We start from the raw sequence: 16,293 nt of genomic DNA, 5'->3' as shown, positions 1-16,293 counted from the left end.
ACTCCACCAAGACCCCACCAACACCCCCACCACCCACAGCAACGCACACATCGATTTCCTGGGAGCTGAATTCAGTGGCTGACGAGGTACAACTCCGCGACTACCTCAAGAGGGCCATCGCCGACGCCCGCGATGCCCGCAAGCGGCTGCGCGAGGTCGAGGACCAGGCGCGGGAGCCCATCGCCATCGTCTCCATGGCGTGCCGCTACCCGGGTGGTGTGTCCTCGCCCGAGGACTTGTGGAAGCTGGTGGTCGACGGACGCGACACCGTCTCCGAGTTCCCCGACGACCGTCACTGGGATCTGGAAAGCCTGATCGACCCGGACCCCGACAGCGCGGGTACCTCGTACACCAGCCAGGGTGGATTCGTTCAGGGTGCGGGCCTCTTCGACGCCGGGTTCTTCGGCATCTCCCCGCGCGAGGCACTGGCGATGGACCCCCAGCAGCGGCTGCTGCTGGAGACCTCCTGGGAAGCCCTGGAGGGCGCCGGCATCGACCCGGTCTCGCTGAAGGGCAGCGACGTCGGTGTGTTCTCCGGCGTGTCCAACCAGGGCTACGGAACCGGTGGAGGCGCGGTCGCTCCGGAGCTGGAGGCCTTCGCGGGCGCGGCGACGGCGTCGAGCGTGGCGTCGGGCCGGGTGTCGTACGTATTCGGCTTCGAGGGCCCGGCGGTGTCGGTCGACACCGGGTGCTCGTCCTCGCTGGTGGCGATGCACCTGGCCGCGCAGGCCCTGCGGCAGGGCGACTGCTCTATGGCCCTGGCCAGCGGTGTGATGGTGATGGCGACGCCCGGCACCTTCATGGCCTTCTCCCGGCAGCGCGGCCTGGCCGGCGACGGACGGTGCAAGGCGTACGCGGACGGCGCGGACGGCATGGGCCTGTCCGAGGGCGTCGGAGTGGTGCTGCTGGAGCGGCTGTCGGTGGCGCGCGAGCGCGGCCACCGGGTGCTGGCCGTCATCCGCGGCAGCGCGCTGAACCAGGACGGAGCTTCGAACGGCCTGACGGCGCCCAACGGCCCCTCGCAGCAGAGGGTCATCCGCAAGGCGCTGGCCAACGCCGGACTCTCCCCGGCCGACGTGGACGCGGTCGAGGGCCACGGCACCGGTACGACCCTGGGCGACCCGATCGAGGCCCAGGCGCTGCTCGCCACCTACGGGCGGGGCCGGGACCCCGAGCGCCCGCTGTGGCTGGGCTCCTCGAAGTCGAACCTCGGCCACACGCAGGCCGCGGCCGGCGTGGCCGGTGTGATCAAGATGGTGCAGGCGCTGCGGCACGGGCTGCTCCCGGCGACCCTGCACGTGGACGCGCCCACGACCCAGGTCGACTGGTCCGAGGGCGGCATCGAGCTGCTGACGGAGCCGCGCGAGTGGCCGCGTGTCGAGGACCGGCCGCGCCGGGCCGGCGTGTCCTCGTTCGGCATCAGCGGAACGAACGCGCACCTGATCCTGGAGGAGGCGCCGTCGGAGGAGACCGAGCCCGCCTCGGCGGACGCGGCGCCCGCGGGTGTGGTGCCGCTGGTGGTGTCGGCGCGCAGCGCCGCCTCCCTCGCCGGGCAGGCCGAGCGGCTCGCCGAGTTCATCGAGGGCAATGACGGCGTCTCGCTGGCGTCGGTGGCCGGGGCCCTGGTGTCGGAGCGTGCGGTCTTCGGTGAGCGTGCGGTGGTCGTGGCCGATTCGGCCGAGGACGCCCTGTCAGGGCTGCGGGCGCTGGCGCAGGGGGAGAACGCCCCCGGTGTCGTCGTCGGCAGCACGGGTTCCGCTGCGCCGGGCAAGGTCGTGTGGGTGTTCCCGGGCCAGGGTTCGCAGTGGGCGGGCATGGGCCGTGAACTGCTGGACTCCTCGCCGGTGTTCGCGGAGCGGATCGCGGAGTGTGCGGCTGCTCTGGAGCCGTTCGTCGACTGGTCGCTGATCGATGTCCTGCGGGGTGAGACCGAGCCCGGGCTGATGGAGCGGGTCGATGTCCTTCAGCCGGCGAGCTTTGCCGTGATGGTGGGTCTGGCGGCGGTGTGGCGGTCCGTGGGCCTCAAGCCGGATGCGGTGCTGGGTCATTCGCAGGGTGAGATTGCCGCTGCGTGTGTGGCGGGCGCCCTGTCCCTGGAAGACGCGGCGCGTGTGGTGGCGTTGCGTAGCCAGGCCATCGCCAAGGACCTGGCCGGGCGTGGGGGTATGGCCTCGGTCGCGCTGAGCGAGGCCGAGGCGGTCGTCCGTATCCAGCCGTGGGCGGACCGGGTGGAGGTCGCGGCCGTCAACGGTCCGACCTCGGTCGTGATCGCCGGTGACGCGCAGGCCCTGGACGAGGCCCTGGAGACGCTGGCGGGCGAGGGTGTCCGGGTCCGGCGGGTCGCGGTGGACTACGCCTCGCACACCCGGCACGTCGAGGACATCCGCGACGCGCTCGCCGAGGCCCTCGCCGGGATCGATGCGCAGGCGCCGAAGATTCCGTTCTACTCGACCGCGACCGGCGGTTGGGTGGCCGACGCCGGCGTCCTGGACGGCGGCTACTGGTACCGCAACCTGCGTGGTCAGGTGGGCTTCGGCCCGGCCGTCGCGGAGCTGATGGCTCGGGGCCACGCGGTGTTCGTGGAGGTCAGTGCCCATCCGGTGCTGGTCCAGCCGATCACCGAGACCGCCGACGACACCGAGACCGATGCGGTGGTGACCGGTTCACTGCGCCGCGAAGACGGCGGCCTGCGCCGGCTCCTCGCCTCGATGGCGGAACTGTACGTGCGCGGGGTGGCCCTGGACTGGAGCGGCGTCCTGCCGCGGACGGCTGCCCGTGTGGACCTGCCGACCTACGCCTTCGACCACCGGCACTACTGGCTCCAGCCGGGCGAGTCGGCCACCGACGCCGCCTCCCTGGGCCTGGCCGGAGCCGATCACCCGCTGCTCGGAGCGGCGGTGCAGCTGCCGCAGTCCGACGGGCTGGTCTTCACCTCGCGGCTCTCGCTGCGGACGCACCCCTGGCTCGCCGACCACGCGATCGGCGGTGCGGTGACCGTCCCCGGCGCTGTCTACGTCGACCTCGCGGTGCGGGCCGGCGACGAGTTCGGCTATGGCGTCCTGGACGAGCTCGTGATCGAGGCGCCGCTGGTGGTGCCCGAGCACGGTGGTGTGCGGGTCCAGGTCGCGGTCGGTGGTCCGGGTGAGAACGGTTCGCGGACGGTGGAGGTGTACTCGCTGCGCGAGGACGCTGCCGGTGGGGACGTGTGGACGCGGCACGCGGGCGGTGTGCTGTCCGCTTCGGATCGTGCGGGTGGCAGCGGGTTCGACTTCGCGGCCTGGCCGCCGGCCGGTGCTCAGCCGGTCGAGCTGGGGGACTGCTACTCGGATATGGCCGAGCGCGGGTACGGCTACGGTCCGGCGTTCCAGGGTCTGCGGGCGGTGTGGCGCCGTGGCGAGGAGCTTTTCGCCGAGGCGGTTCTGTCGGAGGAGCAGCGCAAGGAGGCGGGCCGGTTCGGTATCCACCCGGCGCTGCTGGAGGCGGCCCTGCAGGCCGGGACCATCGCTGCGGATGCGGCTGCCGGGGAACCTGTACGGCAGCCGCTCGACTGGAACGGGCTCGTCCTGCGCGCCGTGGGTGCCTGCGACCTGCGTGTCCGGCTGGCCCCGACGGGCCAGGACGGCCTGTCGGTCGAGGCGGCCGACGCGACCGGCGGGCTGGTCCTGACGATGGACTCGCTCGTCTCCCGCCCGGTGTCCCTCGAACAGCTCGGGAGGGCGGCGGACACCGCCACCTCCGATTCCCTGTTCGGGGTCGAGTGGACCGAACTGCCGGCGGCCGACGGCGCGGCGACTTCGCCGTGGTGGATGCCGGTCGGCACGGCCGACGACGTGGCCGCCCTGGCCGAGAGCGTGGTCCCGACGGCGGCGCTGCTGGAGGCCGTCGGCAGCGCTGACGGCGAGGGCGAGGTACTGGCCCTGACCTCCCGTGTGTTGGGGGCGGTCCAGGCGTGGCTGGCCGCGAGCGGGCTGGAGGAGTCGCAGCTGGTCGTGGTCACCCGCGGCGCGGTTCCCGCCGGTGACGGCGTGGTCGGCGACCCGGCCGGAGCGGCGGTGTGGGGTCTGGTGCGCGCCGCGCAGGCCGAGAACCCGGACCGGATCGTCCTGATCGACGCCGACCCGGCCGGCGACGGCGATGTGGAGCCGGTGTTGGGCGCGGTGCTGGCCGGTGGCGAGCCGCAGGTCGCCGTGCGCGGAACCACCCTCTTCGTCCCCCGCCTGGTGCGGGCCGGCGGCGAGGTCGCGGACGCTCCGGCGGTGTTCGCACCGCAGGGGACCGTCCTGGTCTCGGGCGCCGGTGCGCTGGGCGCCCTCGTGGCCCGGCACCTGGTCGCGCGGCACGGCGTACGGAGCCTCGTGCTGGCGAGCCGGAAGGGTCCCGCCGCCGAGGGCATGGACGCCCTCGTCGCCGAGCTCACCGAGCAGGGTGCCGCCGTATCGGTGGTGGCCTGCGACATGTCCGACCGCGCCCAGGTCGAGGCCCTGCTGGCCTCGATACCGGCCGAGCACCGCCTGACCGGTGTCGTGCACACCGCCGGTGTGCTGGACGACGGCGTGATCGCGGCGCAGACCCCGGAGCGCCTGGCGAAGGTGTTCGCACCGAAGGTGGACGCGGTGCGGCACCTCGACGAGCTGACCCGCGGCCTGGACCTCGACGCGTTCATCGTGTTCTCGTCCGCGTCGGGCGTCTTCGGATCCGCCGGCCAGGGCAACTACGGCGCTGCGAACGCCTTCCTCGACGGGCTGATGGCGGTCCGCCGCGCGGCGGGCCTGCCCGGGCAGTCGCTCGCCTGGGGCCTGTGGGAGCAGGCCACCGGCATGACCGCCCACCTGGGCGGGGCCGACCAGGCGCGGGCGAGCCGCGGCGGTGTGCTGGCGATGACGGCGGCGGAGGGCATGGAGCTGTTCGACGCCGCGGCCGCGTCCGGGCAGACGCTGCTGGTGCCGGTCCACCTGGACCTGCGGACGCTGCGCACCCAGGCCGCAGCCGGCGCGGGGGTCCCGCACCTGATGCGGGGCCTGGTCCGGCCAGGGCGACAGGTCGCCCGGGCGGCGTCCGCCACGGACGGCGGTCTGGCCGACCGTCTGGCGGGACTTCCCGCGGCAGAGCAGGAAGCACTGCTCGTCGATCTGGTGCGCGCTCAGGTCGCCGTCGTGCTCGGGCACGCCGGGGCGGAAAGCGTCCGCGCTGACATGGCGTTCAAGGACGCCGGGTTCGACTCGCTCACGTCGGTGGAATTGCGCAACCGGCTGCGGGAGGCGACCGGTCTGAAGCTTCCGGCCACGCTGGTCTTCGACTACCCCACCCCGCTGGCCATCGCCCGCTACCTGCGGGACGAGCTCGGGACCAGCGACGACGTGCTTTCTCGTGTGACCGCGAAGATCGAGGACGTCGAGGCGCTGATCACTGGTCTGCCCCTCGACCAGAAATCTAGTATCGCCCTTCGTCTTCAGGGTTTGGTGGCTAGGTGCAACGGAGTGCTCGAGGCGACGGACGCCTCCACGGTGGCGGAGCAACTGGAATCCGCGTCCGCCGATGAAATCTTCGACTTCATCGACGGTGAATTCGGGCTCATCTAAAACCAGTTCAATGCTTTGCGGTTCCATCAAACCTTCGTAAGGACTAAAGAATGGCCACGGACGAAAAACTCCTCAAGTACCTCAAGCGCGTCACGACCGAGTTGCACACCCTGCGTCAGCAGGGCTCGCGCCACGCCGACGAGCCGATCGCGATCGTCGGGATGGCGTGCCGGTTCCCCGGCGGTGTGACGGGGCCGGAGGACTTGTGGCGCTTGGTGTCCGAGGGCCGGGACGCGATGTCCTCCTTCCCCGAGGACCGTGGCTGGGACCTGGAGGGTTTGTTCGACCCGGACCCCGACCACGCGGGTACGTCCTACACCGATCAGGGTGGCTTCCTTCAGGGTGCGGGGCTCTTCGACGCGGGGTTCTTCGGGATCTCCCCGCGTGAAGCAGTGGTGATGGACCCGCAGCAGCGGCTGCTGCTGGAAACCTCCTGGGAGGCGCTGGAGGGCGCCGGCATCGACCCGGTCTCGCTGAAGGGCACCGACGTCGGTGTGTTCTCCGGGGTGTTCACCCAGGGGTACGGGGCCGGTGTCGGCGCGATCCCGCCGGAGTTGGAGGGCTTCGCGGGCACGGGTGGAGCGTCGAGCGTGGCCTCGGGCCGCGTGTCGTACGTGCTCGGCCTCGAGGGCCCGGCGGTCACCGTGGACACCGCCTGCTCGTCCTCGCTGGTGACGCTGCACCTGGCCGCGCAGGCCCTGCGGCAGGGCGAGTGCTCGATGGCGCTCGCCGGCGGCGCGACCGTCATGGCGACGCCCGGCACCTTCGTGGCGTTCTCCCGGCAGCGGGTCCTCGCCGGCGACGGCCGGTGCAGGGCGTTCGCGGACGGCGCGGACGGCACGGGCTGGGCCGAGGGCGTGGGTGTCGTCGTACTGGAGCGGCTGTCGGTGGCGCGCGAGCGCGGGCACCAGGTGCTGGCGGTGCTGCGGAGCAGCGCCGTGAACCAGGACGGTGCCTCCAACGGCCTGACCGCGCCGAACGGCCCCTCGCAGCAGCGGGTCATCCGCAAGGCGCTGGCCAACGCCGGACTGGTGCCGGCGGATGTGGACGTGGTGGAGGCCCACGGCACCGGAACGGCCCTGGGCGACCCGATCGAGGCGCAGGCGCTGCTGGCGACCTACGGCCAGGGCCGGGACCCGGAGCAGCCGCTGTGGCTGGGCTCCCTGAAGTCGAACATCGGTCACACGCAGGCCGCGGCCGGCGTGGCCGGTGTCATCAAGATGGTGCAGGCGATCCGGCACGGGGTCATGCCCCCCACGCTGTACGTGGACAAGCCCACGACGCAGGTGGACTGGACCGAGGGCGCGGTGGAGCTGCTGACCGAGGCCCGGGAGTGGCCGCAGAACGGTCGGCCGCGTCGCGCCGGTGTGTCCTCGTTCGGCGTGAGCGGCACGAACGCGCACGTGATCCTCGAGGAGGCGCCGCCGGAGGAGGCGGAGCAGGGCGTCGACGAGGCGCTGCCCGCCGGGGCGCCTTCCGCCGGGGTGGTGCCGCTGGTGGTGTCGGCGCGCAGCGCCGGTTCGCTCGCGGGTCAGGCCGGGCGCCTGGCGTCGTACGTGGAGACCGCTGCCGGCGGGGTGCCGCTGGCGGGCGTCGCCGGGGCGCTGGTGTCGGGCCGTGCGCTGCTCGGCGAGCGCGCCGTGGTCCTCGCCGGTTCGGACGAGGAGGCGCTGGCCGGGCTGCAGGCCCTGGCGCGCGGCGAGAGCGCGCCCGGTGTGGTGACCGGCAGCGCTGCCGGCACGGGTACGCCGGGCAAGGTCGTGTGGGTGTTCCCCGGCCAGGGCTCGCAGCGCGTCGGCATGGGCCAGGAGCTGTACGACCGGTATCCGGTGTTCGCCCAGGCGCTGGACGAGGCGTGTGAGCAGCTGGACGCCCAGCTGGCCGGGTGGGTCGACCACCCGGTACGGGACGTCGTCCTGGGCAAGGTGAACGGCAGCGCCGAACTCCTCAACCAGACGGTGTTCACGCAGGCGGGGCTCTTCGCGGTGGAGAGCGCCCTGTTCCGCCTGGTCGAGTCCTGGGGAGTGCGGCCCGACGCCGTGATCGGGCATTCGGTCGGCGAGATCACCGCCGCCCACGCGGCGGGTGCGCTGTCGCTGCAGGACGCGGCGCGGGTGGTCGCGGCCCGCGGCCGGCTCATGCAGGCGCTGCCGCCGGGCGGGGCCATGGTCGCGGTGGCGGCCACCGAGGAAGAGGTTTCCGGGCTGCTCGGTGAGGGCGTGGAGATCGCGGCGGTCAACGGCCCGTCCTCGGTGGTCCTCTCCGGTGAGGAGGAGGTGGTCCTCGCCGCGGCCGACCGGATGCGCGAGCGGGGACACAAGACGAAGCGGCTGGCGGTCTCGCACGCGTTCCATTCCCTGCGCATGGAGCCGATGCTGGACGAGTTCGCGGCCGAGCTGACCGGCGTCGCCTGGCAGACACCGGTCATTCCGGTGGTCTCGAACGTGACCGGCCGGCTGGCCGGGCCCGGTGAGCTCGCCGACCCGCAGTACTGGGCCGGGCACGTGCGCCGGCCGGTGCGGTTCGCCGAGGGGATCGCGGCCGCCGTGGAGTTCGGCGGCGCGCTGTTCGTGGAGATGGGACCGGCGGCCCTCACCAGTCTGGTGGAGGAGACGGCGAGCGCCGCGGGCGCCGAGGTGGTGTGCATCGCGGCTCTGCGCGACGGCCGCCCGGAAGAGCAGACGCTGCTGACCTCGGTGGCCGAGCTGTTCGTCCGCGGCGTGGCCGTGGACTGGAACGGCATGCTGCCGCGGACGGCCGGGCCCGCGTGGGCGGACCTGCCGACCTACGCCTTCGACCACCAGCACTACTGGCTCGAGCCCGCCGCGCAGGCCACGGACGCCGCGTCGCTGGGACAGGCGACCGCCGACCACCCGCTGCTGGGTGCGGTGGTGCGCCTGCCGCAGTCGGACGGGCTGGTCTTCACCTCACGGCTGTCGCTGCGGACCCACCCCTGGCTCGCCGACCACCGGGTCGGCGGTGTGGTGCTCGTCGCGGGTACCGGGCTGGTCGAGCTGGCCGTGCGCGCCGGTGACGAGGTCGGCTGCGGCGTCCTCGAGGAGCTGGTGATCGAGGCGCCGCTGGTGGTGCCCGAGCAGGGCGGCGTACGGGTACTGGTCGCCGTGGGCGGCGCCGGTGCGAACGGCTCGCGCACGGTGGACGTGTACTCCCAGCGCGAGGACGCCGTCGGCGAGGCCGGCGCGGACATGTGGGCGCGGCACGCCACCGGCATGCTGTCGGCCACGGGCCAGGCGGGCGGCAGCGCCGCCGGGTTCGACTTCACCGCCTGGCCGCCGCCGGGCGCCCAGCCCGTCGAGGTGGGGGACTTCTACCCCGGCCTGGTCGAGAGCGGTTACGGCTACGGCCCGGTCTTCCAGGGTCTGCGCGCCGTGTGGCGGCGCGGCGAGGAGCTCTTCGCCGAGGCCGCCCTGCCCGAGGACCAGCGCAAGGACGCCGCGCGGTACGGCATCCACCCGGCGCTGCTGGACGCGGCCCTGCACACCGGTATGTTCGGCGCCCCCACGGACACGGCGGCCGAGGACGCCGGGAAGCCGGTGCTCCCGTTCGCCTGGAACGGCCTGGAGCTGCATGCCGCCGGTGCCACGGCCCTGCGGGTGCGCATGGCGCCCGGCGGGCCCGGCGCGGTGACGCTGGTGGCGGCGGACGAGACCGGCGGCCTGGTCGTGACGCTCGACTCGCTGGTGTCCCGGCCGGTGTCCACGGAGCAGTTGGAGACGGCGGCGGACACCGTCACCGCCAACTCGCTGTTCCAGGTGGAGTGGACCGAACTCGCCGCGGCGCAGGGCGTGGAGCCGTCGCCGTCGTGGGTGACGGTGAGCACGGCCGATGACGTCAACGCCCTGGCCGAGAACGCCGACGCGCCCGCCGTGGCGCTGCTGGAAGCGGTCGGCGGCGAAGGCGAGGACGCCGTACTGGCGTTGACCTCCCGCGTCCTGGAGGCCGTCCAGGCCTGGCTGGCCGCGAGCGGGCTGGAGGAGTCGCGGCTGGTGGTCGTGACGCGCGGCGCGGTTCCCGCCGGGGACGGTGCGCTGGGCGACCCGGCCGGTTCGGCGGTGTGGGGTCTGGTGCGCGCCGCGCAGGCCGAGAACCCGGACCGGATCGTCCTGATCGACGCCGACCCCGCCGGCGAGGGCGAGGTGCAGTCGCTGCTGGGCGCGCTCCTGGCGGCCGACGAGCCGCAGATCGCGGTACGCGGCACGGTGCTGTCGGTTCCCCGGCTCGCCCGCACCGCCGCTCAGGTCCCGGACGCTCCGGCCGTGTTCGGCCCGGACGGCACGGTCCTGGTCACGGGCGCCGGCTCGCTGGGCGCCCTGGTGGCCCGGCACCTGGTCGCGCGGCACGGCGTACGGAGCCTGGTGCTGGCCAGCCGCCGCGGCTCGGCTGCCGAGGGCATGGACGCCCTGGTCGCCGAGCTGACCGAGCAGGGTGCCGCCGTATCGGTGGTGGCCTGCGACGTGTCCGACCGCACCCAGGTGCAGTCGCTGCTGGCATCGGTTCCGGCCGAGCACCGCCTGACCGGTGTCGTGCACACCGCCGGTGTGCTGGACGACGGCGTGATCGCGGCGCAGACCCCGGAGCGCCTGGCGAAGGTGTTCGCGCCCAAGGTGGATGCGGTGCGGCACCTCGACGAGCTGACCCGCGGCCTGGACCTCGACGCGTTCGTCGTGTTCTCGTCCGCGTCGGGTGTCTTCGGATCCGCCGGCCAGGGCAACTACGGCGCGGCGAACGCCTTCCTCGACGGGCTGGTCGCCGGCCGCCGCGCGGCGGGCCTGCCGGGCCTCTCGCTCGCCTGGGGCCTGTGGGAGCAGATCAACGGTATGACCGCCCACCTCAGCGGCGCCGACCAGGCGCGCATGAGCCGCGGCGGTGTGCAGGCGATATCCGCCACGGAGGGCATGGACCTGTTCGATGCCGCCGTGGCCTCGGGACAGGCGCTGGTGGTGCCGGTCAAGCTGGACCTGCGCAGCGTGCGGGCCGACGCCGCGGCCGGCGCCGGAGTGCCGCCGCTGATGCGGGGTCTGGTCCGCGTGGGACGGCAGCTCGCGCGGGCGGCCTCCGCCGGGGACGGCGGACTGGTCCGCCGCCTGGCCGGGCTCGACGCGGCGGAGCAGGAGGCCCTGCTCCTCGAGCTGGTGCGCGCCCAGGTCGCCCTCGTGCTCGGGCACACCGGGCCCGGGGGCGTCGGGGCGGAGACGGCGTTCAAGGACGCCGGGTTCGACTCGCTCATCTCGGTGGAACTGCGCAACCGGCTGCGCGAGGAGACCGGTCTGAAGCTTCCCGCCACGCTGGTCTTCGACTACCCGACCCCGCTGGCGCTCGCTCGCTACCTGCGCGACGAGCTCGGTGACACGGTGGCGAGCGCCCCCGCGACGGCGGTGGCGGCCGTCGCCGATCCCGACGAACCCATCGCGATCGTCGGAATGGCGTGCCGCCTGCCGGGCGGTGTCACGGACCCCGAAGGCCTGTGGCAGATGGTGTTCGAGGGCCGCGAGGGCATGTCCTCCTTCCCCGACGACCGCGGCTGGGACCTGGACGGCCTGTTCAACGCGGACCCCGAGAGCACGGGCACCTCGTACACCAGCCAGGGCGGCTTCCTGCGCGGTGCGGGGCTCTTCGACCCGGCCTTCTTCGGGATCTCGCCGCGCGAGGCGCTGGCGATGGACCCCCAGCAGCGCGTGCTGCTGGAGACCTCCTGGGAGGCCATGGAGCAGGCGGGGATCGACCCGGCCTCGCTCAAGGGCACCGACGTCGGCGTGTTCTCCGGCGTGTCCAGCCAGGGCTACGGCGCCGGCGCCGGCGAGGCGCCGGAGCTGGAGGGCTTCGCGGCCACGGCGTCCGCGGCGAGCGTGGCGTCCGGCCGTGTCTCGTACGTGTTCGGTTTCGAGGGCCCGGCGGTCACCATCGACACCGCCTGCTCCTCGTCGCTCGTGGCGATGCACCTCGCCGCGCAGGCCCTGCGCCAGGGCGAGTGCTCGATGGCGCTGGCCGGTGGCGCGACGGTCATGGCGTCCCCGGGCACCTTCGTGGAGTTCTCCCGCCAGCGCGGCCTGGCCCGTGACGGGCGCTGCAAGTCCTACGCCGACGGCGCCGACGGCACCGGGTGGGCCGAGGGCGTGGGCGTGGTCGCGCTGGAGCGGCTGTCGGTGGCGCGCGAGCGCGGCCACCGGGTGCTGGCGGTCCTGCGCGGCAGCGCGGTGAACCAGGACGGCGCCTCCAATGGTCTGACCGCTCCGAACGGTCCCTCCCAGCAGCGGGTGATCCGCCGGGCGCTGGACAGCGCGGGCCTCTCCCCGGCCGACGTCGATGTGGTCGAGGGCCACGGGACCGGTACGGCCCTGGGCGACCCGATCGAGGCGCAGGCGCTGCTCGCGACCTACGGGCGGGGCCGCGATCCGGAGCAGCCGCTGTGGCTGGGTTCCCTGAAGTCGAACATCGGTCATTCGCAGGCCGCGGCCGGTGTCGCCAGTGTCATCAAGATGGTGCAGGCGCTGCGGCACGGCGTCATGCCCCCCACGCTGCACGTGGACGCGCCCACGAGCCAGGTGGACTGGTCCGCCGGTGCGGTGGAACTGCTGACCGAGGCCCGGGAGTGGCCGCGCACCGGCCGTCCGCGCCGTGCCGGTGTGTCCTCGTTCGGCATCAGCGGAACGAACGCGCACCTGATCCTGGAAGAGGCGCCGGCGCAGGCCGCCGAGCCCGCCGTCTCCGCGGAGCAGGCGCCCGCCGGTGCGGTGCCGCTGGTGGTCTCCGCCCGGAACGCCGCTTCGCTCGCGCGGCAGGCCGCACGGCTCGCGGAATTCGTCGAGGGAGCCGAGGGGGTGTCGCCGGCCGACGTGGCCGGGGCGCTGGTGTCGGGCCGCGCCGTGTTCGGTGAGCGCGCGGTCATCGTCGCCGACTCGGATCAGGACGTCCTGACCGGCCTGCGGGCGCTGGCGCGCGGCGAGAGCGCGCCCGGTGTCGTGTCCGGCAGCGCCGGCTCGGGTGCGCCGGGCAAGGTCGTGTGGGTGTTCCCGGGGCAGGGTTCGCAGTGGGCGGGCATGGGCCGTGAACTCCTCGAGGCCTCTCCGGTGTTCGCGGAGCGGATCGCGGAGTGTGCGGCTGCTCTGGAGCCGTGGGTGGACTGGTCGCTGATCGATGTCCTGCGGGGTGAGACCGAGCCCGAGCTGATGGAGCGGGTCGACGTCCTGCAGCCGGCGAGCTTCGCCGTGATGGTGGGCTTGGCGGCGGTCTGGGAATCGGTCGGCGTCAAGGCCGACGCGGTCCTCGGCCACTCGCAGGGTGAGATCGCCGCCGCGTGCGTCGCGGGCGCCCTGTCCCTGCAGGACGCGGCGCGCGTCGTGGCGCTGCGCAGCCAGGTGATCGCGTCGGAGCTCGCCGGACGCGGCGGTATGGCATCGGTCGCGCTCGGCGCCGACGAGGCGCTGGCACGCATCCAGCCGTGGGCGGACCGCGTCGAGGTCGCCGCCGTCAACGGCCCGACCTCCGTGGTGATCGCCGGAGACGCCGCGGCACTCGACGAGGCGCTGGAGGCGCTGTCCGGCGAAGGCGTCCGCGTGCGCCGCGTCGCGGTGGACTATGCCTCGCACACCCGGCACGTGGAGGACATCCGCGACGCCCTCGCGGAGGAACTGGCCGGGGTCGGCGCGCAGGCACCGAGGATCCCCTTCTTCTCGACGGTCACCGGCACCTGGATCGAGGACGCCGGCGTCCTGGACGGCGGGTACTGGTACCGGAACCTGCGCGCGCAGGTGGGCTTCGGCCCGGCCGTGGCCGCGCTGCTGGAGCAGGGCCACGGGGTGTTCGTGGAGGTCAGCGCCCACCCGGTGCTGGTCCAGCCGATCACCGAGACCGTCGACGACGCCGAGGCCCATGTCGTGGTGACCGGTTCGCTGCGCCGCGAGGACGGCGGCCTGCGCCGCCTGCTCGCCTCGATGGCCGAACTGTACGTCCGCGGCGTGCCCGTGGACTGGAGCGGCGTCCTGCCGCGGCCGGCCACGCGCGTGGACCTGCCGACCTACGCCTTCGACCACCAGCACTACTGGCTCCGGTCGGCCGGGCAGCCGACCGACGCGGCGTCCCTGGGACTGGCAGGCGCCGATCACCCGATGCTGGGCGCGGTGGTGCAGCTGCCGCACTCCGACGGGTTCATCTTCACCTCGCGGCTGTCGCTGCGGACGCACCCGTGGCTGGCCGATCACCGGGTCCGCGGTGTGGTGCTGGTCCCCGGCACCGGGCTGGTCGAGCTCGCCGTGCGGGCCGGTGACGAGGCCGGGTGCGGGGTCCTGGAAGAGCTCGTGATCGAGGCGCCGCTGGTGGTGCCCGAGCAGGGCGGCGTACGCGTCCAGGTCGTGGTGGGCGGACCGGGTGAGACCGGCTCGCGCACGGTGGACGTGTACTCCCGGCGCGAGGACGCCGGTGACGAGGGCGGCGCGGACGCGTGGACCCGGCACGCCACCGGCATGCTGGCCGTCACGGTGCGGGCCAACGGCAGCGGCGCCGGATTCGACTTCGCCGCCTGGCCCCCGCCCGGCGCACAGCAGGTGGACATCACCAGCGGCTACGGCCGGCTCGCCGAGGTGGGGTACGGGTACGGCCCGGCCTTCAAGGGCGTGCAGGCGGTATGGCGCCGCGGCGAGGAACTCTTCGCCGAGGTCGCCCTGCCCGAGGAGCACCGCAAGGACGCCGAGAGGTTCGGCATCCACCCGGCGCTGCTGGACGCGGCCCTGCACTCGGCGATGCTCACCGCCGCCGCAGCGGCCGCCGACGGCAACGTCGACGGCGAGGAGGACGACCAGGAGCTCCAGCTGCCGTTCGCGTGGAACGGGCTCGAGCTGTACGCGGCCGGTGCCTCGGTGCTGCGCGTGCGCATCGCACGCAACGAGGACGACGCGATGTCGTTCCAGGCGGCGGACGAGACCGGCGGCCTGGTCGTCACGATGGACTCGCTGGTGGGCCGCGTGGTGTCCACCGAGCAGCTGGAGACCGCCGCCGCCACGGCAGGCGCCGACGCGCTGTTCCAGGTGAAGTGGACCGAACTGCCCCTGACGCAGCGGGCGGAGCCCGCACCGTCATGGGTGGCGGTGGCCACCGCGGAACAGGTGGCGACTCTGGCCGATGACGTGGAATCGGGCGCACAGGCGCCGGCACTGGCGGTCATGGAAGCCGTCAGCGGCCACACCGGGGATGAGGACGCGGTCCTGGGCCTCGCTTCCCAGGTGCTGGAAGTCGTCCAGTGCTGGCTGGCCGGGACCGGGCTGGAGGAGTCGCGGCTGGTGATCGCGACCCGGGGCGCGGTGCCCGCGGGCGGTGAGGACACGGTGACCGACCCGGCCGGATCGGCGGTGTGGGGTCTGGTACGCGCCGCGCAGGCGGAGAACCCCGACCGGATCATCCTGCTGGACACCGACCCCGCCGCCGAAGGCCCGGTGGAAGAGGTGCTGGCAGCGGTGCTGGCCAGCGGCGAGCCGCAGGTCGCGGTGCGCGCGGCGGCCCTGTCCGTACCCCGGCTCGCCCGGGTCGCCGACCAGGTCCCCGACGCTCCGGCCGTGTTCGGGCCGGAAGGCACCGTCCTGGTCTCGGGCGCCGGTTCGCTGGGCGGCCTGGTGGCCCGCCACCTGGTCGCGCGGCACGGCGTACGGAACCTGATGCTGGCCAGCCGCCGCGGCTCGGCTGCCGAGGGCATGGACGCCCTGGTCGCCGAGCTGACCGAGCAGGGTGCCGCCGTATCGGTGGTCGCCTGCGACGTGTCCGACCGCAGCCAGGTGGAAGCCCTGCTGGCGTCCGTGCCGGCCGAGCACCGCCTGACCGGAGTCGTGCACACGGCCGGTGTCACGGACGACGGCGTGATCGGGATGCTGACCCCGGAGCGCCTGGCGAGGGTCTTCGCGCCCAAGGTGGACGCGGTGCGCCACCTCGACGAGCTGACCCGGGGCCTGGACCTCGACGCCTTCATCGTCTACTCGTCCGTCTCGGCGGTGTTCATGGGCGCCGGCAGCGGCAGCTACGCGGCGGCGAACGCCTTCCTGGACGGTCTGATGGCCGAGCGCCGGGCGGCGGGCCTGCCGGGTCTGTCACTGGCCTGGGGCCTGTGGGAGCAGACCAACGGCATGGCGGAACACATCGACGACCTCACCCGCAACCGGATGAACCGGCGCGGCGGTCTGCTGCCGATCTCCCCGGCGGAGGGCATGGAGCTCTTCGACGCCGCCGCGGGCTCCGCCCACGCGCTGCTCGTGCCCGTCAAGCTGGACCTGCGGACCCTGCGCACGCAGGCCACGGGCGGGGGAGTCCCCCACCTGCTGCGCGGCCTGGTGCGTGCGGGCCGCCAGCAGGTCCAGGCGGCGGGCGCCGGCGAGGACCCCCGCCGACTGTCCGAGCGGCTGTCCGCACTGTCCGCCCCCGAGCAGGCGCAGGTGCTGCTCGACCTGGTGCGGGCCCAGGTGGCCGCCGTCCTGGGCTACAGCCCGACGTACCACTTCGACGCGGACCAGGGGCTGTTCGAGATCGGCTTCGACTCCCTGACCGCCATCGAGCTGCGCAACCGGCTCCGCAACATCACCGAGACGAAGCTCTCCCCGAACCTCGTCTTCGACTACCCGACGCCAGGACTGCTGGCCGGGTACCTGCACGAGCTGATGTGCGGCGAGCAGGCCGCCCATCCCGTAGCGATCTCCGTCTGAAAGAGGGTGATGAC

General features: G+C 73.7%; 2 protein-coding genes. Both read left to right on the top strand.

What is annotated here, in order from left to right:
- The first annotated feature begins 74 nt into the window (after nucleotides 1-74).
- Nucleotides 75-5,579, top strand: coding sequence for an SDR family NAD(P)-dependent oxidoreductase (locus AB0D44_RS05865; RefSeq protein WP_362584954.1), 5,505 nt, complete (start codon nucleotides 75-77; stop codon nucleotides 5,577-5,579).
- 50 nt (nucleotides 5,580-5,629) lie between these two features.
- Nucleotides 5,630-16,279 (top strand): type I polyketide synthase, encoded by a 10,650-nt coding sequence (locus AB0D44_RS05860; RefSeq protein ID WP_362584951.1) that lies wholly within the window; start codon nucleotides 5,630-5,632, stop codon nucleotides 16,277-16,279.
- The last annotated feature ends 14 nt before the right edge of the window (nucleotides 16,280-16,293 follow it).

The sequence above is a fragment of the Streptomyces sp. NPDC048349 genome, from assembly GCF_040651925.1.
GTDB lineage: Bacteria > Actinomycetota > Actinomycetes > Streptomycetales > Streptomycetaceae > Streptomyces.
This window is presented reverse-complemented; position numbering and strand designations above follow the sequence as displayed.

Coding starts and splice junctions, on each gene's coding strand:
- AB0D44_RS05860 (WP_362584951.1), top strand. CDS start 5,630: ATGGCCACGGACGAAAAACTCCTCAAGTACCTCAAGCGCGTCACGACC.